We start from the raw sequence: 24133 nt of genomic DNA on the forward strand, positions 1-24133 counted from the left end.
GGAGTACGTTCTATCTGGCAAGGACTGGATGTACTATATTCATTGCTTGCTTATCGAAATTATCTTGTATAAATATGGGTCAAGTTAAGGGCCAAGAAGGGGGGAGTCTGAGGGGGGAACTTCGGCCTTCGCAGACTCCGAGATACTTTCCCCCCTCAGGGGTTTTTCACTTCTGCGAAGTCATAAACTCATAAACATCTTTAGAAATCTTCGCAATAGTATTTTGCGCATCCGCATTACTTTTAACATCATTGGAAAGCACCGCAATCACATAAGGGTGCGTGGCATCGAAAACAATAGCAATATCGTTTTCAACCACTCCCAGCTTTGCGTCAGAAAGCTCCCCCGTCTTATTCGCCGTCTCAACCCCATCCGGCACCCCAACCGGGATCTTCGTCTTCACAGTCTGCCCCTTCAGCAATTCCAGCATATCGGAATCCGCCTTCTCATTAACGAGCGTTCCATTATAAATATCCGACAAAAGCCGACAACAATCCGAAGCACTCACATAATTATCATCCGTCGGTTCATTCGCAAGGAACTCCCTCCCAAGATGAGTACTGGTATACTCCCTCTCCTGACAAAATTCATTAACCACAGCCGCCCCCGCAGCAAAATCCCCATTTCCAAGCTGTCTCACCAGCTCATTTGCCGCATCATTATCACTAACCGTGATCATCTTCGTAAGCAGCGGCTTCAACGTCTTCTCATACTCCTCAGAAGCCGTATCCGCTCCATCCGGATAAACCATCTTATCATAAACCGCCGCCATAATAAACGCCTTAATAACACTCGCAGACTTCATCGCCTTCTCCGCATTCACCGTACTATACGCCTGCGTAGAAAGATCCATCACAGAAACAGCCCAGCTTTCACCCTTCTTTTCCTGCACATCCACATAATCTTTTTCAATCTTATCTGTAAGTGCAGAAAGATGCTTCCCGATCGCAACCGTATCCGGTGCAACAATATTGAAATACTCATCAATACCATCCGCGACTGCCTTCGCCATCGTCTCATGATTTGCAGAATTGGTGATATACAGATCATCATTCTGATTACTCATAAATCCCATCTCAAGGATCGCAACAGGAACAGTACTCCAGTTGGTTCCTGTCATATTATCAGAAGAGATCACCCCAAGATTTCCAAGCCCGGTCGCATCACAGTAATGATTGATGATACAGCTTGCAAGCGTATTACTTTTCTCAATGATATCCTGATCCAGATACTGATTGGAAGAAGTAGGAGCCATCGTAAGCGCACCGGAAGAAGTAGAACTGTTATCGCCATTTGCATGGATACGCACCGTGATATCAGCACCTTTTTCCGTAGCAAGTTCCGCGCGTTCCTTGTTGCTGATAGCCGTGTCGTTATCCTCACGGGTCATAACAACATTATACCCACGTGAGATCAGCTCTTTCTGGAGTACAAGAGAAACTTCCAGATTCACTTCATATTCTGGAATTTTGGAAAAATTTCCGCTGGTTCCTGTCGTAGCTTTGTTTTTCGTCTGGGAAGATCCAGGAGCCATTGGTTCCTGTGCGCTCATATCCACCCAGGATCCCTGATGCCCGGCATCCACACAGACTGTGAAATTTCCCTGATTGGAAGTTTTGCTGTTTTCGGTGTTGGCAGCAGACCAGTCCATGCCAGATGAGGAATCAGAAGAACTGATAGTACCCTCTTCTTCCTGCGCGTCAGTTTCATCTGTCGTTTCATCCTCTGTTTCAGATGACTGTTCAGAAGAAGACGGCGGTTTGATCATGGCCTGTCCTTCCTCACTTTCATAGGTGGTTTCCGAAGAAGCCGAAACGACTGCCGGTGAAACAAAGATCAGGCTGCCAAGCAGCAGTGCTGTCAAAAATTTTTTCATAAAGTACCTCCTGAAAACTGTTTTTTGTATATAAAAATTACAAATTTGCGAAACACTCTGCTATAATAAATATATACAGAGAGCAGAATTGATTTTCAAAAACTGCCGCTTTTATGATAAGCTATAATCAGTATTTTGGCAAGATACGAAGTAAGGTATAAGTTACCGTAAATGGTAACAAATTTCTTGCAACTGTTATACAAAAAACTTATAATAAAAGTATCTGAAAATAAGGAAGAGAGAAAATGAAAAATAAGACTTTAACCAGAATCGCAGTAAGCAGTTTGATTACAGCATGTCTGATGGTGCAGCCGTGTTATGCGGCAGAAGCCACAGCAGAGACACAGACAACGGAGGAATCCGATCATCATCCGGAACCGGCACCGGATGAAACAGCTACAGTCCAGGAGGGACAGGGAACCCTGTCACCGCCGTCAGAGTCAGAGGGAGGAAGCGTATTTGGAAGTTCTGCATCATCAGAGACAGCCGGGACTGATGAGAAACTTCAGAGCGTTTTGTCAAGCCTTGCACTTCCGTCAGGAAATGGAACCTGGTCCGTATATGTATGTGACCTGGAGAAAAATACCGAAGGAGCCATCCAGGATGCCAGAATGCAGGCAGCAAGTCTGATCAAGCTTTATATCATGGGAGCTGTTTATGAGAATTATGACAGTATTGTGGGACAGTATGGACAGTCCAGCGTAGATTCCAACCTGAATTCCATGATAACAGTCAGTGATAATGATGCGGCAAACACACTGGTAAGTTATCTGGGAGGCGGAGACAGCAGTGCAGGAATGAATGTAGTTAATAATTTCTGCAGTGATAAGGGATATTCCAGCACACATATGGGAAGACTTCTCCTCGCAAGCAATCAGTACGATGACAATTATACCTCTGTTTCAGACTGCGGACACTTCCTCAAGGAAGTTTACGATGGAAATCAGCAGTCTGATGCACACGCACAGGCAGAATTTGCATTACTTGCAGCACAGAGCAGGAGAAACAAGATCCCGGCACAGATGCCGTCAGGCGTCAGCGTTGCAAACAAGACAGGAGAACTTTCGGATGTCGAGAATGATGCAGGAATCATCTACAATGACCTGAATGACCTGATCATTGTATTTATGTCAGAGAATGTTCCACAGCCGGGGGCAGCTCAGAGTACGATCGCATCTCTGAGTAGACAGATCTATGATTCTTACAATTCCTGAGAGAATTGTAAAAAATAATATTCCCAAAGGAGGGCATCACTATGAAAGAAAAATCAACATTTTTAAAATGGACAGCACTTTTTGTACTTGTTTTCACTTTATCCCTGCCATTAACAGCAAGGGAAAGCTTTGCAGGAACCATGTACACAGTCAGCGTAAGCAAGGGATATCTTGCACTGCGTACCGCCAAGGCATACGATGATAAGAATGAGATCGGAGAGCTTTACACAGGAGATACCGTAGAAGTTACAGATACCAGCGACAGCACTTACTGGTATGTATATTCTGCAAAACTGAATAAATCCGGCTATGTAAACCGCAATTATCTGGTTGGCGGCGGAAGCAGCACAGGAGGAAGCAATTACACAGTCAGTGTAAGCAAGGGATATCTCGCACTTCGTACAGCCAAGTCATACGATGATAAGAATGAAATCGGAGAGCTTTACAGCGGAGATACTGTACAGGTACAGGATACCAGCGACAGCACCTACTGGTACGTATATTCCCCGAAGCTTAACAAATCCGGCTATGTAAACCGCAACTATCTGGTTGGCGGTGGAACAGCAAACACAGGCGGAGCCAGCTATACCGTCAGCGTAAGCAAAGGATACCTCGCGCTTCGTACCGCCAAGGCATACGATGATAAGAACGAGATCGGAGAACTTTACAGCGGAGATACCGTACAGGTACAGGATTCAAGCGACAGTACCTACTGGTATGTATATTCTCCGAAGCTTAACAAATCCGGCTACGTAAACCGCAACTATCTCGTAGGCGCAGGCAGCAGCACTCCTTCTGTAGTAACCAAGACCGTCAGTGTAAGCAAAGGATATCTTGCACTTCGTACCGCCAAGGCATACGATGACAGCAATGAGATCGGAGAGCTTTACAGCGGAGACACCGTGCAGGTACAGGATACCAGCGACAGCACCTACTGGTATGTATATGCACCGAAACTGAACAAATCCGGCTATGTAAACAAGAATTATTTATACTAAATAACAAAAGAGGTTCCCGTCACACTGCGGCGGGAACCTCTTTTTATTTGAGTGAAATCATTTCTTTTTCTTTGGGTCATTTTCTCGAAGACTGTCGATCGTCTGCTCGATGATCGTTTTTTTCATGTAGACATCAAAACTGAGCAGGCAGATGAAAGAGAATAATTTCAGGAAATCCTGCTCATCCTCCGGAGCATCCGTAAACGTATTCTGAGCAGTCTGATAATTCTTCAGAAGCTCCTTCTTGAGAACTTCAATCTGTTCTTTCTCCATGCTGAAAACTTCCTCATAGATAGAAGTCAGATCCAGCTTCTCCTGAGATTTAAAATATTTATCCGTGATCGGATTCAGAAGAGTCTGAATATCATTGATAGAAAGAATGTTCTTGAAGTAGTAAATAAAGATCAGAACCAGCAGATGCTCTTTGGAATAACGCTTCTTCACCGGTGACGGAAGAAGATTATTCTTGGCATAGTTATTGATCATGGTCTTGGTGAGAATCTTGTCTTCCTGATATCGCTTGGAATGTGCAAGCTGCTCTTCCATGAAAGTCGTTACCTGATCCATATAAAGATCAATATTCGGAATATCCTCGGGTTTAATATATCCAATTCCGGAAACCCAGTCCAGAATATGTCTGATCATCGCCTCATTATTTGTTGACATAAATACCACTTTCCTCTCTCTTATGCCCCTTATTATATAGTTTTAAATACTACTTGTAAACATTTTTCTAAAGGAATTTGTTATTTTGGCGGTAAGTACGGGGTGAGATTCCATAAAAATTCTTGAAAGCTCTGGAAAAATGGAGTTGGTTGGGATAGCCGACCTGCCTGCTGATCTCGCCCACAGAAAGATCTGTGATCTTGAGAAGTTCGGCAGCTTTTTCCATACGGTACTGGATGAGAAATTCCTGTGGAGACTGTCCGAGGACATCACGGAAAACCTTGCCAAAATAACTCCGATCCAGATTGCAGCGGCGAGCCATGTCCTCGACCGTGATCGCACGGGAATAATTCTGGGCGATGAAGGTCACAGCTTCGTTCGTGTAAAACTGTGCACGTTTGCCTCCCTGGGTGTGCCGCCTGGAAGACGATCCGCTGACCAGTGCATCCATGATAAGATAAAGATGCCCGATCAGATGATAGGAAGATTCCTGAGCGTGTGTGGCAAGATACAGAATCTCATTTTTGAGCCGCTCCCCATCCTGTGGTGTGCGTGGAAGATAGACCGGAGAGTCAGAAGAAAGACCGGAGCCCTCCAGAATCTCCTTTGCCCGGAGTCCGCTGAATTCGATCCAGGCATATTCCCATGGGTCTTTGCGGTCGGCAAAATAAGTATTTACACAATCGGGCTCAATCAGGAATCCCATTCCGCCCTGAAGCTGGTATTCCGTAGACTGGGAATTTTCATCATCAACCAGGAGTGTTCCTTTACCTGAAATAACATAATGGAACAGGAAATGGTTTCGTACAAAAGGACCGTAGGAGTGTAGTGGAAGACACTGTTCATATCCATACTGGTAGAGTGTAAGATCCATAAAACGGTCATCTGAAAACATATGAAACAAGACTTTATCCATATTTTATCCTCCATGAAACATAGAAACTGGTTAATATTACTAAAAAATATCAATTAAAATTGTTAGTAATACACGAAATTTGCATGTTTTTCTATATTATATACCATAATGAGTCTATACTTCAACTTTATTCTTTAAAAAACGAATAAAGGTATAAAAGTGCTGTCATGAGAATATTTACGGAAAGAAGTCCAGATGATATTATTTTAGATGAAGAGTGATGGAAATCCGTTCAGGATCCAAAATACTATGGCCGTGGTATTAAAAGAAAAACAGGAAGGGAGAGAAGTGCAATGAAGAAAAAATTAATTCTTGCAGGAACAGTTCTTATGGGAGCAGGACTTGCTCTTGCCGGATGTGGAGATTCCTCAAAAACTTCTGACGGCAAAACAAAGATAGAAATGGTTCAGTACAAACCGGAGGCAGTCAAAGCCTTCGAAAAGATGGAAGAGAAATTTAACGAAACCCATGATGACATCGAACTGACGATTGAATCACCGAATGAGGCAATGACAATCCTCAAGACAAGATTTATCAAGGAAGATCAGCCGGATATCATTGGAATTGGTGGAGATGTGAACTATTCCAATTTCCTGGATTCTGATATGCTGGTGGATATTTCAGATTTTGATGGTCTGAAAGACATCAAACAGTCCTACTTAGATATCGATAAAAACCTGGAATTTATTCCGGAAGATGGTACTTACGCAGTCCCGTATGTGGCAAATGCAGCAGGAATTCTTTATAACAAAGAAATGTTCGAAGAAAATGGCTGGGAGATCCCGACAACCTGGGATGAATTCATAGAACTTCTGGATACAATCCAGGCTTCAGGACAGCTTCCTTTGTACTTTGGTTTTAAGGATACATGGACCTGTCTTGCACCGTGGAATGCCATGGCGTGTGACCTCTCACCGGCAGATGTCTGCCAGCAGGTCAACAAAGGAACGACAACTTTTTCAGAAGAATACAGAGAGCTTGCCGACAAGATCATCCAGCTGCTTCCATATGCACAGAATGATCCATATGCATTCAGTTACAACGATGCCTGCACTGCTTTTGCAAGAGGGGAATCTGCAATGTACTGTATCGGAAGCTACGCAGTTCCGCAGATTCTGTCTGTGAATCCGGATATGCAGATTGATTCCTTCGTATTTCCGGCAAACGACAATGCAGACGAACAGGTGCTGAATTCTGGTGTAGACCTTCAATTTTCGGTTATGAAGGACTGCAAAAATAAAGAAGCCGCTTATGAAGTTCTGCGATTTATGCTTGAGGATGAAAATATTCAGATTTACCTGGACGAGCAGAATGCAGTTCCATGCAAGGAAGGTGACTTTGAACTTCCGTCCATGCTTGACGGCGTGAAAGAATACATCGAAAACGACAAAATGACAGACTACCAGGATCACCATTATCCGTCAGAAATGGCCGTAGATGCAATGATCCAGACCTATCTTATGGATGGTGACGCAGACAGCTTCCTTGCGAAATTCGATAAAGACTGGATACGCTACAACCGTGACCTGATACGAAAAGTCCAGAAGTATGAGGAAGAACATGGAGAGGGAGGAAATGAATCATGAAAGGAAATGAAAGAAAACGTACATTTATGCTGATCACCATTCCGGTGCTCATCCTGTTTTTTGCCTTTAATACACTGCCGCTGATCAAAGGCTTCATCTACAGCTTTACGAACTTCAAGGGATATGGAAGTTACGAATGGGTAGGACTCAGAAACTATATTGACCTCTTTCAGGATGCACGCGTAGGAAAATCTTATCTGTTTACGTTTAAATTTGCAATCGTGGCAACGATCATTGTCAATGTGATAAGTCTGATCCTTGCACTTGGCCTGAACAGCAAGATCCGTGCAAAAAGTGCACTCCGTGGAATCTATTTTATCCCGAATGTTCTCGGAGGACTTGTTGTAGGCTATATTTTCAGTTTTATTTTCACATATATTCTCCCGACGATCGGAGAAAACCTGGGAATCGGATTTCTCAAAAGCAGTATGCTTGCGAGCACAAAGTCAGCATGGTTTGCAATCGTAATTGTTGCAGCATGGCAGGCGATCGCCATGAACACGATCATCTATATCTCAGGTCTGCAGACCGTTCCGGAGGATGTTTATGAGGCAGGCGCGATCGATGGTGCAACCGGATGGAGCAAGTTCAAAAACCTTACTTTTCCGCTGATCATTCCTTTTTTTACCATAAATATGGTTCTCTGCATGAAAAACTTCCTCATGGTATTCGACCAGATCATGTCTTTGACAAAGGGTGGTCCGGCACAGAGTACAGAGTCTATTTCCTATCTTATTTACAGAAACGGAATGGATGGAGGACAGTTTGGTTTCCAGAGTGCGAATGCAGTACTTTTCTTCGTAGTCATTGTTGCAATTTCTGTATTCCAGCTTACATTTATGAATAAAAAGGAGGAACAGTTATAATGAAAAAGAACAGTCAGATGCCAGGCAAAACCAACTGGCCGGTTACAATCCTTTTGATCCTTGGATGTATCACGATCTTTTTTCCATTATATATGGCAGTGATCATTGCATTCAAAAAGCCGTCCGAGATGACAAATGATATTGCAGGAGCACTTTCCCTGCCGTCCTCCTGGAGCTTTTCGAATTTTACAGAAGCAATGAAAGTCACAGATTTCTGGAATTCTCTTGGAAACTCTCTGCTGATCACAATTGTGACAGTGGTACTTGCCATTCTGATTCATTCTATTGCCGGATATGCGATCGGAAGAAACATGGCAAACAGCAAATTTTATAAATTTTCTTATCTTTATATCGTGAGCGGTATGTTCGTTCCATTCGCGATCCTGATGATGCCGCTTGTAAAACAGACTTCTCAGATGGGAATCGGAAACAGGGTTGGTGTGATCGTGCTTTATGTGGTATTCTATATGCCAATGAATCTTCTTCTGTATTCCGGTTATCTCAAAAATATTCCGATGGCACTGGAAGAAGCTGCAAAAGTAGACGGTGCAAGTACATGGAAGACCTATTGGAGTATTGTTTTCCCGATCATGAAGCCAATGCATGCGACAGTGGCAGTTTTAACTGCACTTGGAACATGGAATGATGTTATGACCCCACTCGTCATGATGTCCGGAACCGGTAAAAACACACTTCCGCTTGCACAGTTGAATTTCCAGACACAGTTTGGAACAAATTATAACCTCGCCTTTGCATCCTACCTGCTGGCACTGATACCAATTGTGATTTTCTATCTGGTATGCCAGAAGCAGATACTCAACGGTGTTGTCAATGGAGCGGTAAAATAAACTTAATCATGAACTTATCAAAAGGAGAAGACATCTATGGCAATCGTATTTGACAAAGAAAACAGACTGTTCACTCTGTGCACAAAGAACAGCATGTACCAGATGAAAGCGGACGACAAAGGAATCCTGCTTCACACCTACTATGGAAGAAAAACAGACATTTGTGATTACTCCTATCTGATCCAGAGAAGAGATCACGGTTTTTCCGGAAATCCGGACGAGGCAGCAGGGGACAGGACATACTCCACAGATACTCTGCCGCAGGAATATTCTTCTTTTGGAAGCGGAGACTATCGTGAGAGTGCACTCGATATCCGCTATGACAATGGAACAAGAACTCTGGGACTTCGCTATGAAGGCTATGAGATCATCAAGGGAAAATATTCCATTCCGGGACTTCCGGCAATGTATGCAGACGAAAACGAGGCAGAGACTCTCGTGATCACTCTTCGTGATGATGTGCAGGATGTCAGAGTAAAACTGTACTATGGAGTTGTGAAAGACCTGGATGTCATCACAAGAAGTGTCAGCGTGGAAAACCACGGTCAGGTACCGGTTCAGCTTGAGCGTGTGATGTCCCTCTGCCTGGACCAGCCGTATGGAGACTGGGACTGGATGACTTTCTATGGAAAACATGAGATGGAGAGACAGCTTTCCAGAACACCGATCCACCACGGTGTGCAGTCTGTCGGAAGCCTTCGCGGTGCATCCAGCCATCAGTACAATCCATTTGTAATGCTGGCGGATAAGAATGCAACAGAAACTTCAGGGGAATGCTATGGGTTTTCTCTTCTGTACAGCGGAAATTTCCTTGCGGCAGCAGAGAAGGATCAGTTTGACCAGACCAGACTTATCATGGGAATCCATCCGGAAAACTTTGAGTTTCTTCTGAAAGAAGGGGAAACCTTCTGGGCACCGGAAGTTATGATGACATACAGTGCAGATGGTTTTGAAAAAATGTCAAACTGTTATCATAAGGCAGTCAGAGAGAATGTCTGCAGGGGAAGATTCAAGCTTGAGAGAAGACCGGTCCTGATCAATAACTGGGAGGGAACTTACTTTGACTTTACGGGAGACAAGCTTCTTGAGATGGCAAAAGAGGCAGCTTCCTGTGGCGTGGAACTGTTTGTTATGGATGACGGCTGGTTTGGCAAGCGTGACGATGACAACAGCGGTCTTGGCGACTGGCAGGTAAATGAGAAAAAGCTTGGATGTACCTTAAGTGAACTGGCAGACCGTATCCACGACCTGGGAATGAAATTCGGTATCTGGTACGAGCCGGAATGTGTATCAGAGGACAGTGACCTTTACCGTGCACATCCGGACTGGGCGTTTACCGTGCCGGGCAGAAGACCGAACCGTGGACGTAACCAGCTTGTGCTTGATTTTTCCAGAGAAGATGTCAGAAATCATATCTTTGATGAGATGACCAAGGTCCTGGACAAAGCGAATGTCGATTATTTGAAATGGGATTTTAACAGAAGCATCAGTGATATTTACTGTGCAGCACTTCCGGCAGACCGCCAGGGAGAGGTTCCGCACCGTTATGTTCTTGGTCTGTATGAATTTCTGGACAGACTCGGAAAGAGATATCCGGATATGCTGATCGAGGGCTGCAGCGGAGGCGGCGGAAGATTTGATGCCGGAATGCTCCATTATACTTCTCAGATCTGGTGCAGCGATGACACCGATACGATCGAGCGTCTGAAGATCCAGTATGGAACTTCATTTGCTTATCCGGTCAGCGCAGTGGGATCTCATGTATCCGCCTGCCCGAACCATCAGACAGGACGTTTCGTACCGTTTGAGACAAGAGCAGCCGTAGCGATGGCAGGAACCTTCGGATATGAGCTGGACCCGGCGAAACTTTCAGAAGAAGAAAAAACGCAGATCCGTGGTCAGATCGAGGAATTTAAGAAATATTATGATGTGATCCACTTTGGAGATTATTACAGACTGACCAATGCGATGGAGGAAGGCCCTTACGCGGCATGGGAGTTTGTAAGTGAAGACGGAAACGAAGCGCTTGTAAGTGTCGTGGCATCCAGAGTACGTGCAAACGACCCGGGAGTAAGGATCAGACTCCGCGGACTTAAAGAAAATCAGATGTATCTGGTAAATGGAGTGGAATATCCGGGCGGTGCGCTTATGCACGGCGGTATTCTTCTGGAAGAGGCAAAGAAAGAATACCAGAGCTGGAATTATCACATCACAGCGAAATAAACGAACTGCATATTAAGTTTTACAGGACAGAGAGACCGGGCAGACTGGTTTCTCTGTTTTTGCATTATATGGCGAAAAGCTGGCAATGTGGGAATCTTATCCTTGTCGAAGGAATTTCCTTTACCCTCCCGGGACTTTCATGTATAATAGAAAAAGACCGTAAAACATCAGTTCGACACAGATAACTTATGAACGTTTAACAGAAACAGGAGAAATTTTTAAATGAGTATATATGACACACTGAATCCGCCTCAGCAGGAGGCTGTTTTTCATACAGAGGGGCCTCTTCTGATCCTTGCAGGAGCAGGTTCCGGCAAGACGAGAGTGCTGACACACAGGATTGCCCACCTGATCGCTGACAAGGGCGTGAATCCATTCAACATCCTTGCGATCACCTTTACCAACAAGGCAGCACAGGAGATGCGAGAGCGTGTGGATAAGCTGACAGGAGCGGATGGAATGAGCGTCTGGGTTGCGACCTTCCACTCTACCTGCGTCCGCATCCTGCGCCGCTATATTGACAGGCTTGGATATGACAATCGTTTCACCATTTATGACAGCGATGACCAGAAGACTCTGATGAAGGAGATCTGCCGCAAATTAAATATCGACACCAAGAAATACAAGGAGAGATCTCTTCTTGCACAGATCTCCCATGCCAAGGACGAGATGATCACACCGGATGAGATGGAGATGAATGCAGGAGGAGATTTTAACCAGAAAAAAGTAGCCCAGGTCTACCGCGAATACCAGGCTGCACTCAAGAGCAACAATGCCCTGGATTTTGACGATCTGCTGGTCAAGACCGTAGAGCTTTTTCAGAACTGCGGGGATGTCCTGGAGTCCTATCAGGAGAAATTCCGCTATATCATGGTGGATGAGTATCAGGATACCAACACCGTACAGTTTAAGTTCGTGAGCCTTCTTGCGGCGAGATACGGGAATTTATGCGTAGTAGGTGATGATGATCAGTCCATCTACAAATTCCGCGGAGCCAACATTGGCAACATCCTTGGATTCGAGCGGGTTTTCCCGGATGCGAAAGTGATCCGCCTGGAACAGAACTACCGTTCCACCAAGAACATCCTGAATGCGGCGAATGAGGTGATCGCCAACAATGCAGCACGTAAGGAGAAACGTCTCTGGACAGAGAATCCAGAGGGAGAGAAACTTCACTTCCGCCAGTTTATGAATGGATTCGAGGAAGCAGAATACGTGATCGGAGATATTGCAAAGAAAAAGAGAGAACATCTGGCAGATTACAGAGAGTGTGCGATCCTCTACAGAACCAATGCACAGTCCCGTCTGTTTGAAGAGAAGTGCCTGAAGGCAAATATCCCATACAAGATCGTAGGAGGGATCAACTTCTACGCGCGTAAAGAGATCAAAGATCTGCTCTGCTATCTCAAGACGATCGATAACTCCGCAGACGATCTGGCAGTCAGACGTATCCTGAATGTACCGAAACGAGGAATCGGTGCAACGACTGTAGGACGTGTGCAGGATTATGCGGATTACATGAATGTGAGCTTTTATGATGCTCTGAGAGTGGCAGAGGAAGTCCCATCCATCGGAAGGAGCCTGAACAAGATTGAGGGATTTGTTACCTTTATCCAGTCACTCAAGAGCAAGGCACAGGCATACAGCGTTACAGAGATCCTGGAAGAAGTGATCGACCTCACCGGATACGTGGATGAACTCAAAGCAGAGGATACAGAGGAATCCAGAGCAAGGATCGAGAACATCGACGAGCTGATCTCCAAGACTGTTTCCTATGAGGAAGCAATGAAGGCAGAGGGCAGAGAAGCAACACTTTCCGGATTCCTGGAGGAGATCGCATTGATCGCAGATATTGATACAGTAGATCCGGATCAGGATTACGTTCTGCTCATGACTCTGCACAGTGCCAAGGGACTGGAATTCCCGTATGTTTACCTTGCAGGCATGGAGGATGGAATGTTCCCGAGCAGCATGTGTATCTTCTCAGATGATCCTACAGATATGGAGGAGGAGCGCAGGCTCTGCTATGTGGGGATCACAAGAGCAATGAAAGAACTGACCTTGACCAGTGCCCGCCAGCGCCTGGTCCGCGGAGAGACACAGTACAACAAAGTATCCAGATTTGTCCGTGAGATTCCGAGGGAGCTGGTAGAGCTTGGAACGACCATTCAGGAACATAAGCCGTCCATGCAGGAGACACCATCCCCTAAGAACAGCTACATGCAGATGCGTCAGACCTTCCGCGCGAAACCGTTTGAAGCACAGAACTTCAAAGTCACCAAGGCGGCATCACTGGATTACGGCGTAGGAGACACCGTCCGTCATATCAAATTTGGCGTTGGTATCGTCAGGGATATCGTAGAAGGCGGCAGAGATTATGAAGTAACCGTAGATTTTGACAAGGTCGGAGTCAAAAAAATGTTTGCAGGATTTGCAAAGTTGAAGAAAATCTGACCTTTTTCTTAAGAATTCTTAATGTTTTCGGACTTTGGTTGCTTACCCGGTCCGAGGATGATATACTGTTTACATGAGAAAGATGAAGGGAGTATATAATGAAGAAAGTTATGAAAGGTATCACCAGGATACTCCCGGCTTATGGAGTCTTTCCACTTATTTTTTCTTTTGTATTTAATTGTCTTGTTTATTCCGGCTCCAGAATGATCGCAGGCGGATGGTATCACCACAATATCGAGACCGGCGTGGACAGAAGCCTTCCTTTTGTCCCGCAGTTTCTTGTGATCTATTTCGGCTGCTATCTTTTCTGGGCTGTCAATTATATTCTGATTGCCAGGCAGGAGCGACGCAGTGTGTACCAGTTTTTTACAGGGGATTTTATATCAAGATGTATCTGCCTTGGCTTTTTTCTTGCATACCCCACAACAAATACACGACCATTGATCGCAGACGGTGGCTTATGGAACCAGGCAGCACTCTGGCTGTATTCCATAGATGCGGCAGATAACCTGTTCCCGTCTATCCACTGTCTTGTGAGCTGGTTCTGCTATCTTGGCATTCGCGGAAGAAAAGAGATTCCGGTATGGTATCAGAGAGTATCCATGGTGATCGCAGTCCTTGTATTTGCATCGACACTTCTGACGAAGCAGCATGTGATCGTTGATGTGGCAGGCGGTATTCTTCTGGCAGAACTGTGTTTCTTTATCGGAAGGAAGACACAACTGTACAGGATCTATGAGAAACTTGGCAGCAGGATCGAGAAAAAGATCCTGAAGATTACAGAAGGGTAAGCTGCGTATGAACAAAACAAAAAAGATAATTTTTAATACGATATTTCTGGTCGTAGTATTTGGGCTGACGATCTATGGTGTCTTTCATGGAGAGGACCTGGGGGCAGTTATGGATGCGATTCAGAGCGCAGACAAGATCTGGCTTCTGCCGGGAGTGGCACTGGTAGCTTTTTTTATATGGGGTGAATCGATCATCATCTGGTATATGATGCGTTCCTATGGGATCCATCTCAGGAAAAGAGTCTGTTTTCTGTTTTCATCGGTAGGTTTTTTCTTCAGCTGTATCACGCCGTCTGCAAGCGGCGGACAGCCGATGCAGATCTACTATATGAAGAAAGAAAAGATTTCAATCCCAGTGGCAACAGTGATCCTGATGATCGTTACGATCACTTACAAGTTTGTGCTGGTGGCGATCGGAGTCGGGATCGCGGTCTTTGGCAGAGGTTTTCTGCATCGTTATCTGACCGGGATCCTGCCGATCTTTTATCTGGGACTGGCGTTGAATATTTTTTGTGTTACGTTCATGACAGTGCTGGTGTTTCATCCGGATCTTGCCAGAAACTTTCTGGTAAAGGGTCTTAAGATCCTGGAGAAACTGCATATTGTCCGCAAAAAACACAGCAGACTTAAGAAGCTGGAAGATTCTATGGATACTTACAGAGAAACTGCTGCGTATTTAAGAACTCATCCGCGGGTGATCTTTCATGTGATCCTGATCACATTTGCACAGAGAATGGCTCTGTTTGCGGTCACCTGGTTTGTGTACCGGGCTTTTTCGCTCAGTGGAACGGGATTCTGGACGGTCCTGTTTCTGCAGGCGGTGATTTCTGTTTCTGTTGACATGCTACCCCTTCCGGGAGGAATGGGAATCAGCGAGACACTGTTCCTGAATATTTTTGTGCCTGTTTTTGGAAGCCTTCTGCTTCCTGGAATGGTACTGAGCAGGGGACTGGGATACTATGGGGAACTCTTTATCAGTGCGTTTTTTACAGTAATAGCGCAGCTGACGATAGGTCAGAAAACAAATGAAAAACAGGGGTAGTATGAATGATTGGATTTTATGATTATACAGTAGTGGTAACGTACATAAGCCTGATCTCTTCGATCATGGGCATGTTTTTTGCAATAGATGGGAAATTGCCGCTGGCAGTGTTCTGCCTTGCATTTTCAGGATTATGTGATATGTTTGACGGCAAGATCGCCCGGACAAAAAAGAACCGGACAGATGATGAGAAGGCTTTTGGGATTCAGATCGATTCCCTCTGCGATATTGTCTGTTTTGGCATTTTTCCGATCATTCTGGGATACCAGCTTGGAATGTGCAAGATCTACAGTCTGATGATCCTTGCTTTTTATGGTGTGGCAGGCGTGATCAGGCTGGCATATTTTAACGTAATGGAAGAAAAGAGACAGAGCGAGACAAGCGAGAACCGTAAATATTATCAGGGACTTCCGATCACATCCATGTCTGTGATCATGCCGCTTCTGTTTATGGTTTCGGTGTTTTTCCCGGGATTCCGTTATTTTCTCGGATGCCTCCATTTTGCAATGCTTCTGGTGGGCTTCCTTTTTATCCTGGATTTTCGTTTCCGCAAGCCGACAAACCGCGAGTTGGTCATACTGGTAGCAGTTGTGGCTGTGGCAGTTCTTTTTATCCTTCTCTACAAAGAAGGATGGTGGGCAAAATATAATCTTTACAGAATACAAAAACTGAAAGGAGCCTGAGCCATGCGATACACGGCAGACCGTCAGGGGCATAAATGGGAGGAAAGCACCGGTCAGGATAAATTCCTGGAGAAGCTTTATGGAAGTGCAGCGGGGAGATGTCTGCTGAAGCCGCTGGTGTCACCGTCAGTTTCGAAACTTGGCGGCAGGTTTCTGGATTCCGGGATCTCTACTCTGGCAATCGATCCTTTTATCAGAAAAGCCGGAATCAATATGAAGGATTATGAGCTGCGGAGATATCGTTCTTATAATGACTTTTTTACGAGAAAGCTTCGGAAAGGCGCGCGCACGATCGACATGGATGAGACACACTTTATCAGCCCATGTGACTGTCGGCTGAGTGTTTATCCGGTCAGTGAGCAGACAGAAGTTACGATCAAGCATACACGATATACGGCAGGAAGCCTTCTTCGGAGTGAAGCACTTGCGAGAAGGTTTGCAGGTGGATATCTGTGGGTGTTCCGGCTCAGTGTGGATGATTATCATCGTTATATCTATGTTGACAGTGGCAGGGAGTCTGTGCGACGGAGAATACCGGGGGTTCTGCATACAGTGAATCCGGCCGCGAATGATGTATATCCTATTTATAAGGAAAATACGCGGGAGTATTCACTTATGAAGTCCGAGCATTTCGGAACGCTCCTGATGATGGAAGTTGGTGCATTGATGGTCGGAAAGATTGAAAACCACCCGGTATGTGACCATGTGGACCGCGGTCAGGAGAAAGGGAACTTCGCATTTGGCGGGTCAACGATTATTTATATGACGCAGAAAGGATGCGTGGTTCCAGATCAGGATCTGCTGACGAATTCACAGGAAGGTGTGGAGACAAAGGTTCAGATAGGCAGTAAGATAGGCAGTGCACCTTTTCTGGAGAAAGGATGAGAATTTTTCGCGGATTTTTGAAGTAACTTTTTTATAGAACATATGGTAAAAATTTCAGAATAGTGATATACTATGTTCTATAAAAATTGACATCGAGCGAGAGGATGGTGCGTACAATGAATCTGAATAATTTAAACATGAATGCCAAAATCGAGGAATTACTCTCTACCCTGAACAAGAAAGAAGAAGAAAAAGAGAAAAACACAGTTCTCTGGGTGCTGGCAATCATCGGTGCAGTTGCAGCAGTAGCAGGTATCGCATTTGCAGTTTACCGTTTCTTCACACCAGATTATCTGGAGGATTTTGAAGAAGATTTCGACGACGACTTTGATGATTATTTCGAGGACGAAGAAGAGTAAGCAGGCTACGGTGAAAAGTAACTTGGATTTTGAGCAGCTCCGGCAGATAACCGGGGCTGTTTTACTGTAAATATAAAAGTAAGATAAGGAATAAGTGAAATGAAAAAAGGTGAAATTTACGAAGGCATTATAGAAAAAGTAGACTTTCCAAACAAAGGTTATGTCCAGGTGGATGATCAGAAAGTCCTGATCAAGAATGGGATCCCGGGACAGAATGTACGGTTCATGATCCAGAAGAAACGCTCCGGCAGGGTGCAGGGACGCATCCTGGAAGTTCTGGAGAAATCCCCGCTTGAGACAAGAGAGCCGGTATGCAGCAACTTTCCTGCATGCGGCGGATGCATGTACCAGACAATGTCCTACGAGAATCAGCTTGAGATGAAGGACAGACAGATCCGTGAGCTTCTGGAAGATGCACTCATCCAGGGCGGACAGACAGACGCAGAAGGTAAGGCTGATTTTGAATGGGAAGGAATCCACGGAAGCCCGATCGAATTTGGGTACCGCAACAAGATGGAATTTTCCTTTGGTGATGAATACAAGGACGGACCGCTTTCTCTCGGTCTGCACAAGAAGGGCAGCACTTATGACATCTTAAACACGGATGACTGCAGACTGGTCCATAAGGATATGACAGATATCTTGACCTGTGTACGCACATTTTTTCAGGAAAAAGGTGCTTCCTATTATCGTAAACTCCAGCATGTGGGCTATCTCCGCCATCTGATGTTGAGACGTGGCGTGACCTCCGGCGAGATCCTGGTACATCTTGTCACTACCAGCCAGGAGGAATACGATCTGGAACCGCTTAAGGAACAGCTTCTGGCACTGCCGCTGGAAGGAAAGATCGTTGGGATCATGCACATCATCAACGATTCGCTTTCTGACGTGGTCAAGAGTGATGAGACAAGAATCCTTTACGGACAGGACTATTTTTATGAGACACTGCTTGGGCTGAAATTCCGCATCAGTACATTTTCTTTCTTCCAGCCGAACTCACTGGCAGCGGAAGTGCTCTATAATGTTGTCAGAGACTACATTCAGAATACCAGTGGAATGGAAGTTTTTGACCTGTACAGCGGAACAGGCACGATTGCCCAGCTCCTCGCGCCAGTGGCAAAAGAAGTGATCGGTGTTGAGATCGTGGAGGATGCCGTGGAAGCAGCGAGAGAGAATGCGAAACTCAACGGTCTTGATAACTGCAGATTTATCGCCGGTGACGTTCTTAAGGTCCTCGATGACCTGACCGAGAAACCGGACGTGATCGTTCTTGATCCGCCGCGCGACGGAATCCACCCGAAAGCACTGCCGAAGATCCTTTCCTACGGTGTAAACCGCATCGTCTACGTCTCCTGCAAAGCTACCAGCCTCGCCAGAGACCTCGAAGCCTTTCTTCAGGCAGGCTACCGTCTTGAGAAAGCCTGTTGTGTAGACCAGTTCTGCGAAACCGTGTGGACGGAAGCAGTCGCAGTGTTTGTAAAAGATTGAGAAAACCAGGAAATCATTGGGAACGGAATAAATTTCCGTTCCCGGTGGTTTCTTTTTTTGCGAAAACATATTGACATTTCTATACAAGATGGTATAATACAATCAAACATATGAATAAGTGTTCATGTGAAAACGTGAATAAAACATCTATGAAGAAAAAGGAGATCACCACTATGAAGAAATCTTACAAAATCGAAGTTGACTGCGCAAACTGTGCAAACAAAATGGAAGAAGCTGCCAAGAACACAGCAGGTGTTAAGGATGCAAGCGTAAACTTCATGATGCTCAAAATGAAAGTAGAATTCGAAGAAGGCCAGGATCCGGACAGCGTTATGAAAGAAGTCCTCAAGAACTGCAAGAAAGTTGAAGACGACTGCGAGATCTACTTATAAGAACAATGAGAATGCTCTGCTGCGGATGCGGCAGGGCATCTTTATCAAATGGGTGAAGGAGGAGAGAACATGAACAAAAAGCAGAAAAAAATGCTGACCCGCATCATCATAGCTTTCGTACTGATCGCAGTACTGTCCGTGCTTTCAGTTGACGGCTATCTGGAATTTGCACTTTACATGATCCCATATCTTGTGATCGGCTATGATATCCTGATCAAAGCATTCAAGGGAATCCGTAACAAACAGGTATTTGACGAGAACTTCCTGATGGCAGTAGCAACTATCGGAGCAATCCTTCTGAAGGATTACAAAGAAGGCACAGCCGTTATGCTGTTCTACCAGATCGGCGAGCTTTTCCAGAGCTATGCGGTCGGCAAGAGCCGCCGAAACATCACCGAACTGATGGATATCCGCCCGGACTACGCCAATATCGAAAACGATGGTAAACTGGAAAAAGTTGACCCGGATGAAGTTGAGATCGGTTCCATCATCGTCGTACAGCCAGGTGAAAAAGTCCCGCTCGACGGTGTGATCGTAGAAGGAACCACAACCCTCAATACCAGTGCACTGACAGGTGAAAGTCTTCCGCGAAGTGCAAAACCAGGTGATGAGATCATCAGCGGCTGCATCAATATGACAGGCGTACTCAAGATCAGAACAACCAAAGAATTTGATGAATCTACCGTTTCCAAGATCCTGGAACTGATCGAGGAATCCAGTTCCCGTAAATCCAGATCCGAAAACTTTATCTCCAAATTTGCCCGCTATTATACCCCGGCAGTCTGCTACGGTGCGCTCGCACTTGCAGTCCTGCCGCCGATTGTAAACCTTGTGATCCTTCACAATCCTGCAATGTGGAGCCAGTGGATCTACCGTGCACTGACCTTCCTTGTAATCAGCTGCCCGTGTGCACTTGTGATCAGTATCCCGCTGAGTTTCTTTGCCGGAATCGGCGGGGCCAGCAACGCAGGTGTCCTGGTCAAAGGCTCCAACTATCTGGAGACTCTGTCCGAGACAAAATACGTCGTATTTGACAAGACCGGTACTCTGACCAAGGGTGTATTCGAAGTAGCAGGTGTCCATCACAACACCATGGAACAGTCCAAAATCCTCGAGTACGCAGCACTTGCAGAAAGCTTTTCCTCACATCCGATCAGTCGCAGCCTCAAAACTGCCTACGGCAAAGAGATCAATCAGAACCGCGTGACAGATGTAGAGGAGATCAGCGGCAACGGTGTTACAGCAAAAGTAGACGGAACTCCGGTTGCAGTCGGAAATGTTAAGCTGATGAAGCGCATCGGCGTAGAAGCAGTAGAGTGCCATCAGGTAGGAACCGTCATCCACGTGGCGATCGACGGAGCTTATGCAGGCCACATCCTGATCTCCGATGTTCCGAAACCGACTTCCAAAGATGCGATCGCAAACCTTAAGAAAAATGGTATCAAAGAAACCGTCATGCTGACAGGTGATATTGACAGAGTTGCACAGCAGGTTGCCGGTGAACTTGGTGTCGACCGTGTATACAGCGAACTCCTTCCGGCTGACAAAGTAAGCAAAGTAGAAGAACTTCTCGCGAAAAAATCAGAAAAAGAGAAACTTGCCTTCGTTGGTGACGGAATCAACGATGCACCGGTACTTTCCAGAGCAGACATCGGTATCGCAATGGGAGCTATGGGTTCCGACGCTGCGATCGAGGCAGCCGATGTGGTCCTGATGGATGACGACCCGATGAAGATCGTCAAGGCGATCCGTATCGCAAAGAAATGTATGCGTATCGTATATGAGAATATTTATTTTGCGATCGGTATCAAAGTGATCTGCCTGATCCTGGGTGCAGTTGGTATTGCAAACATGTGGGTAGCGATCTTTGCAGATGTCGGAGTCATGGTGCTTGCAGTCCTGAATGCGATCCGTACCCTTTTTGTAAAACGTCTGTAAAAAGAAATTATAAGAAAGAGAGACTGTTTATGGCAGAAGAGAAAGAAGAAATAACCTGCGAATGCCAGGAAATCCACGAAGATCTGCTTAAGATCGTGAATGAGACCATGCCGGATGAAGAAGAACTTTATGATCTGGCAGATCTCTTCAAGGTTTTTGCAGACTCTACCCGTATCCGTATTCTGTTTGTCTTGTTTGAATCCGAAGTCTGTGTCTGCGATCTGGCAAAAGTCCTGAATATGACCCAGTCCGCAGTGTCCCATCAGCTTCGCATCCTTAAGCAGAACAAGCTCGTAAAGAACCGAAGAGAGGGAAAATCCATCTTTTATTCCCTGGCAGATGACCATGTCAGAATGATTATATCCATGGGAAGAGAGCATATCTTAGAGTAAGATTTCATAGTAAGAATAAAGCAAATGTCGGCATATGTCTGCCCGAAACAGACACATGCCGGCATTTTTTGTATAGTCAAAATCAGAAGAATAAGGTAAGATAAAGGAAGAAATCTGTAGCGGAAATGGATGATCCGCAGATACCACACAAGAGAAAGAGATGACGATCATGGACTATTTATCAAATAATGTAGCAGTAAATTTAAAGAGATTCCGCCAGTACAGAGGCATGAGCCTCGATCAGATGGCTGAAAGGACAGGAGTCAGCAAGAGTATGCTGGCACAGATCGAAAGAGGTCAGGCAAATCCATCTATTGGTGTTCTGTGCAAGATCACAGTCGGTCTCCAGATCGAATTTGAGGATCTGATCCAGACACCAAAAGTAACGGATTCGCCAGAAGGAAGCACTCCAGGTGCCAGACCTTCCATAAAAGCAGTGATCTTTGACATTGATAATACTTTGTACAGTTATGACAAAAACCACATTTATGGAATGAAAGCCCTCACCGACTACTGTGAGAGTGCGTTTGGAAAGTCAGCGGAAGAAACTCTTGCATGCTACAAAAAAGCCGGACAGATCATGATCGACAGGATCGGCGGCGATGTAGCAGCGATCCATAACCGCCTGCTCCGCACGCAGGGGATGCTTGAACTCTGGGAAAAACCAGTCTTTCCACATGCACGCAATATGTATCATGCATACTGGGACACCCTGATCCGCCAGTCACAGCCGGTCCCTGGAGTGATTGATTTCCTCAAAGAACTCAAAAAACGCGGTGTCCGCACCGGAACAGGAACCGACATGACTGCCTATATCCAGTATAAGAAACTGGAATCCCTCGGTGCTGCACCATATATTGATTTTATGGTCAGCAGCGAAGAGGCCGGCGTTGAGAAACCACATCCACACCTTTTTGAGATCTGCGTGGAAAAAGCCGGCGTACAGGCAGCAGAGTGTGCATTCATCGGTGATAATTATAAGAAAGATGTGGAAGGTGCATGCAACAGTGGTCTGCGCGGCATCTGGTACACGCAGGAACAGGAAGCGGAACATGAAACAGACTATCCAATCATACGATCATTTACAAAAGTTGATATTGATCATTTCTTGAAATAATGACCGATTTAAAATGCTCATACTCACAAGGTTTCTGGAAAATCAGCATCGATTTAGCTATTGGATTCTTTTCTCGATGCAGGAAGCGGATATTGGAAAATGCGAAGGGACATATTGAAGTAATGTTGTTGTGCATGTATAATTGTCTGTAAATGATACAGCATTCGGCAAGAGAAACGAAGGAGTAAAGGCACATGTGGAAATGTATACGTTGTGAAAAGGAAAATAAAGATACAGCAGAAATCTGTACAGAATGCGGGCATGGCAGAACAATGGATTATGTACAGCATAGAACACTGTCCAAGATTTCTGCGAAGCTGGCAAAAAACTGGAAAATATCCCGCAATACTGAAAAGGAAATAGAAAAACTCAATAACGAAAATCGGAAAAAGATACAGGATCTGAAAAAAAAGTATCGTCAGACGCAGCTGCAAGCCAAAAAAGACGCAACAAGAAAAAATGCAGAGGAAGTTATTCAGAAAAAACTGAGCAGCTTAAGAAGTTCTGTGGCATTTATGAAGGATGAAATTTCAAAAGAGCAAGATGAAATAAATACATTGCATGGGACTATAGAAGAACGTACTAAACTGATAGACAAAGATGCCAAGGCAGACAAGATACTAACTACTATAGCATGGATTATTACAATATCTTTGTTTTTGTATATAGTCTATAGATATGGATTTGGTGGACGATGGGCTGCGGTTGGAGAATTTTTTGGCGGTATGTCTGACTGGGTCAAGGTTTGGGGAACATTGAGTATAGGAGATATACTGAAGTGTGTTTTGGTGATAATTGTGTTTGGGGGGATAATACTGTTTGCTATTGCAATATCTGGTATTTGGTTATTAGCTGCTGTTCCTGCTGGAATTATTGGTCTAATTATAGAGTTACTTATTGGAAGATTTATAGGAACAGTAAGTGATGAGACACTGAAACAGGCAAAAACTGAACGCGACAACGCCCAGAATTCAATTGACAAAAAGAAAAACGAAATCAACTCCATCTATCAAAAGATAGCTTCTTCACAGAAACAGATAAGTAAAATTGAGAGCAGCATGAGTACTTTGACCGATAATCTGTCACGAGTATTGCCAGAGCATATGTCAGAAGAATTGGAACGATGGACCCGATGAGGTAATAAAGTAGATTTTATATTCTGTATGAGTAGAAAATTCAGAAAGACACATTTCAGTCCCCGCGGTGAAAGCTGTGGGGATTTTTGTCGATGAAGAGTGATTGTGTCAAAGACAGGTGAGTGACAGCACTTATCTGTTTTTTTTATCCAATTCTAAAATGAGCAGGTACATGTTGAACTGTTGAATAACTGCGCGCCGCATTCTCGTTACTTCCAGTGATGAGTTAGGCGCGCAAATTTTTTACAAAAAAACATAAAAGG

The 24133-nt window shown here is 45.0% G+C and carries 21 protein-coding genes; 18 read left to right on the forward strand and 3 right to left on the reverse strand.

The features are described 5' to 3' along the window. Positions 1–166 precede the first annotated feature (166 nt). Entirely contained in the window at positions 167–1876 is a 1710-nt protein-coding gene (locus QZL69_RS00090; RefSeq protein WP_022213199.1) for a serine hydrolase, read from the reverse strand. 245 nt (positions 1877–2121) lie between these two features. Between QZL69_RS00090 and QZL69_RS00095 the strand changes: the two genes are divergently transcribed. Next, positions 2122–3090, forward strand: a complete 969-nt coding sequence (locus tag QZL69_RS00095; RefSeq protein WP_022213200.1) for a serine hydrolase — start codon at positions 2122–2124, stop codon at positions 3088–3090. Between the two features lie 41 nt (positions 3091–3131). Then, positions 3132–4088, forward strand: a complete 957-nt coding sequence (locus QZL69_RS00100) for a hypothetical protein (protein ID WP_022213201.1) — start codon at positions 3132–3134, stop codon at positions 4086–4088. Between the two features lie 57 nt (positions 4089–4145). Here the strand turns inward: QZL69_RS00100 and QZL69_RS00105 are convergent, their stop codons facing one another. Beyond that, positions 4146–4754 (reverse strand): DUF1836 domain-containing protein, encoded by a 609-nt coding sequence (locus tag QZL69_RS00105; protein WP_022213202.1) that lies wholly within the window; start codon positions 4752–4754, stop codon positions 4146–4148. A gap of 67 nt (positions 4755–4821) precedes the next feature. After that, entirely contained in the window at positions 4822–5670 is an 849-nt protein-coding gene (locus tag QZL69_RS00110) for an AraC family transcriptional regulator (protein ID WP_022213203.1), read from the reverse strand. Positions 5671–5963: 293 nt separating this feature from the next. Between QZL69_RS00110 and QZL69_RS00115 the strand changes: the two genes are divergently transcribed. The 16 genes from QZL69_RS00115 to QZL69_RS00195 all read left to right on the forward strand — a co-directional run bounded on the left by QZL69_RS00115 (position 5964) and on the right by QZL69_RS00195 (position 23870). Beyond that, a complete protein-coding gene (locus QZL69_RS00115) occupies positions 5964–7256 on the forward strand; it encodes an ABC transporter substrate-binding protein (RefSeq protein ID WP_022213204.1) in 1293 nt (430 codons plus the stop codon). Continuing rightward, positions 7253–8122, forward strand: coding sequence for a carbohydrate ABC transporter permease (locus tag QZL69_RS00120; protein ID WP_022213205.1), 870 nt, complete (start codon positions 7253–7255; stop codon positions 8120–8122). The genes QZL69_RS00115 and QZL69_RS00120 overlap by 4 nt, the downstream gene beginning before the upstream one ends. After that, entirely contained in the window at positions 8122–8970 is an 849-nt protein-coding gene (locus QZL69_RS00125) for a carbohydrate ABC transporter permease (RefSeq protein ID WP_022213206.1), read from the forward strand. The genes QZL69_RS00120 and QZL69_RS00125 overlap by 1 nt, the downstream gene beginning before the upstream one ends. A 36-nt stretch (positions 8971–9006) precedes the next feature. After that, positions 9007–11193 (forward strand): alpha-galactosidase, encoded by a 2187-nt coding sequence (locus tag QZL69_RS00130; protein WP_022213207.1) that lies wholly within the window; start codon positions 9007–9009, stop codon positions 11191–11193. Between the two features lie 222 nt (positions 11194–11415). Then, positions 11416–13647 carry a DNA helicase PcrA gene (gene pcrA, locus QZL69_RS00135; RefSeq protein WP_022213208.1) on the forward strand — a complete coding sequence of 744 codons (2232 nt, stop codon included), beginning with the start codon at positions 11416–11418 and terminating at the stop codon, positions 13645–13647. 98 nt (positions 13648–13745) lie between these two features. After that, positions 13746–14438 carry a phosphatase PAP2 family protein gene (locus QZL69_RS00140; protein WP_022213209.1) on the forward strand — a complete coding sequence of 231 codons (693 nt, stop codon included), beginning with the start codon at positions 13746–13748 and terminating at the stop codon, positions 14436–14438. Positions 14439–14445: 7 nt separating this feature from the next. After that, positions 14446–15480, forward strand: a complete 1035-nt coding sequence (locus QZL69_RS00145; protein WP_022213210.1) for a lysylphosphatidylglycerol synthase transmembrane domain-containing protein — start codon at positions 14446–14448, stop codon at positions 15478–15480. 5 nt (positions 15481–15485) lie between these two features. Beyond that, entirely contained in the window at positions 15486–16163 is a 678-nt protein-coding gene (locus tag QZL69_RS00150; RefSeq protein ID WP_022213211.1) for a CDP-alcohol phosphatidyltransferase family protein, read from the forward strand. A 3-nt stretch (positions 16164–16166) separates the two neighbouring features. Continuing rightward, the gene (locus QZL69_RS00155) at positions 16167–17048 is read left to right on the forward strand and encodes a phosphatidylserine decarboxylase (RefSeq protein WP_022213212.1); all 882 of its coding nucleotides are present in this window, start codon (positions 16167–16169) and stop codon (positions 17046–17048) included. 116 nt (positions 17049–17164) lie between these two features. After that, a complete protein-coding gene (locus QZL69_RS00160) occupies positions 17165–17407 on the forward strand; it encodes a hypothetical protein (protein ID WP_022213213.1) in 243 nt (80 codons plus the stop codon). Positions 17408–17506: 99 nt separating this feature from the next. Continuing rightward, entirely contained in the window at positions 17507–18895 is a 1389-nt protein-coding gene (gene rlmD, locus QZL69_RS00165; RefSeq protein WP_022213214.1) for a 23S rRNA (uracil(1939)-C(5))-methyltransferase RlmD, read from the forward strand. Between the two features lie 173 nt (positions 18896–19068). Next, on the forward strand, positions 19069–19287 hold the full coding sequence (locus QZL69_RS00170; RefSeq protein WP_005427815.1) for a cation transporter: 219 nt from the start codon (positions 19069–19071) through the stop codon (positions 19285–19287). 69 nt (positions 19288–19356) lie between these two features. After that, positions 19357–21225 (forward strand): heavy metal translocating P-type ATPase, encoded by a 1869-nt coding sequence (locus QZL69_RS00175; protein WP_022213215.1) that lies wholly within the window; start codon positions 19357–19359, stop codon positions 21223–21225. Positions 21226–21254: 29 nt separating this feature from the next. Further along, a complete protein-coding gene (locus QZL69_RS00180; protein ID WP_022213216.1) occupies positions 21255–21617 on the forward strand; it encodes an ArsR/SmtB family transcription factor in 363 nt (120 codons plus the stop codon). A gap of 169 nt (positions 21618–21786) precedes the next feature. Further along, on the forward strand, positions 21787–22734 hold the full coding sequence (locus QZL69_RS00190; protein WP_330361720.1) for an HAD-IA family hydrolase: 948 nt from the start codon (positions 21787–21789) through the stop codon (positions 22732–22734). Positions 22735–22928: 194 nt separating this feature from the next. Then, a complete protein-coding gene (locus tag QZL69_RS00195; protein WP_022213218.1) occupies positions 22929–23870 on the forward strand; it encodes a hypothetical protein in 942 nt (313 codons plus the stop codon). The last annotated feature ends 263 nt before the right edge of the window (positions 23871–24133 follow it).

Origin of the sequence: Blautia sp. CAG:237, from assembly GCF_000436615.1 — a bacterium.
Lineage (GTDB): Bacteria > Bacillota > Clostridia > Lachnospirales > Lachnospiraceae > Blautia_A > Blautia_A intestinihominis.

Bases quoted from the DNA above. Each gene is read 5' to 3' on its own strand.
- QZL69_RS00090 (WP_022213199.1), bottom strand. From the start codon at position 1,876: ATGAAAAAATTTTTGACAGCACTGCTGCTTGGCAGCCTGATCTTTGTT.
- QZL69_RS00095 (WP_022213200.1), top strand. From the start codon at position 2,122: ATGAAAAATAAGACTTTAACCAGAATCGCAGTAAGCAGTTTGATTACA.
- QZL69_RS00100 (WP_022213201.1), top strand. From the start codon at position 3,132: ATGAAAGAAAAATCAACATTTTTAAAATGGACAGCACTTTTTGTACTT.
- QZL69_RS00105 (WP_022213202.1), bottom strand. From the start codon at position 4,754: ATGTCAACAAATAATGAGGCGATGATCAGACATATTCTGGACTGGGTT.
- QZL69_RS00110 (WP_022213203.1), bottom strand. From the start codon at position 5,670: ATGGATAAAGTCTTGTTTCATATGTTTTCAGATGACCGTTTTATGGAT.
- QZL69_RS00115 (WP_022213204.1), top strand. From the start codon at position 5,964: ATGAAGAAAAAATTAATTCTTGCAGGAACAGTTCTTATGGGAGCAGGA.
- QZL69_RS00120 (WP_022213205.1), top strand. From the start codon at position 7,253: ATGAAAGGAAATGAAAGAAAACGTACATTTATGCTGATCACCATTCCG.
- QZL69_RS00125 (WP_022213206.1), top strand. From the start codon at position 8,122: ATGAAAAAGAACAGTCAGATGCCAGGCAAAACCAACTGGCCGGTTACA.
- QZL69_RS00130 (WP_022213207.1), top strand. From the start codon at position 9,007: ATGGCAATCGTATTTGACAAAGAAAACAGACTGTTCACTCTGTGCACA.
- pcrA (WP_022213208.1), top strand. From the start codon at position 11,416: ATGAGTATATATGACACACTGAATCCGCCTCAGCAGGAGGCTGTTTTT.
- QZL69_RS00140 (WP_022213209.1), top strand. From the start codon at position 13,746: ATGAAGAAAGTTATGAAAGGTATCACCAGGATACTCCCGGCTTATGGA.
- QZL69_RS00145 (WP_022213210.1), top strand. From the start codon at position 14,446: ATGAACAAAACAAAAAAGATAATTTTTAATACGATATTTCTGGTCGTA.
- QZL69_RS00150 (WP_022213211.1), top strand. From the start codon at position 15,486: ATGATTGGATTTTATGATTATACAGTAGTGGTAACGTACATAAGCCTG.
- QZL69_RS00155 (WP_022213212.1), top strand. From the start codon at position 16,167: ATGCGATACACGGCAGACCGTCAGGGGCATAAATGGGAGGAAAGCACC.
- QZL69_RS00160 (WP_022213213.1), top strand. From the start codon at position 17,165: ATGAATCTGAATAATTTAAACATGAATGCCAAAATCGAGGAATTACTC.
- rlmD (WP_022213214.1), top strand. From the start codon at position 17,507: ATGAAAAAAGGTGAAATTTACGAAGGCATTATAGAAAAAGTAGACTTT.
- QZL69_RS00170 (WP_005427815.1), top strand. From the start codon at position 19,069: ATGAAGAAATCTTACAAAATCGAAGTTGACTGCGCAAACTGTGCAAAC.
- QZL69_RS00175 (WP_022213215.1), top strand. From the start codon at position 19,357: ATGAACAAAAAGCAGAAAAAAATGCTGACCCGCATCATCATAGCTTTC.
- QZL69_RS00180 (WP_022213216.1), top strand. From the start codon at position 21,255: ATGGCAGAAGAGAAAGAAGAAATAACCTGCGAATGCCAGGAAATCCAC.
- QZL69_RS00190 (WP_330361720.1), top strand. From the start codon at position 21,787: ATGGACTATTTATCAAATAATGTAGCAGTAAATTTAAAGAGATTCCGC.
- QZL69_RS00195 (WP_022213218.1), top strand. From the start codon at position 22,929: ATGTGGAAATGTATACGTTGTGAAAAGGAAAATAAAGATACAGCAGAA.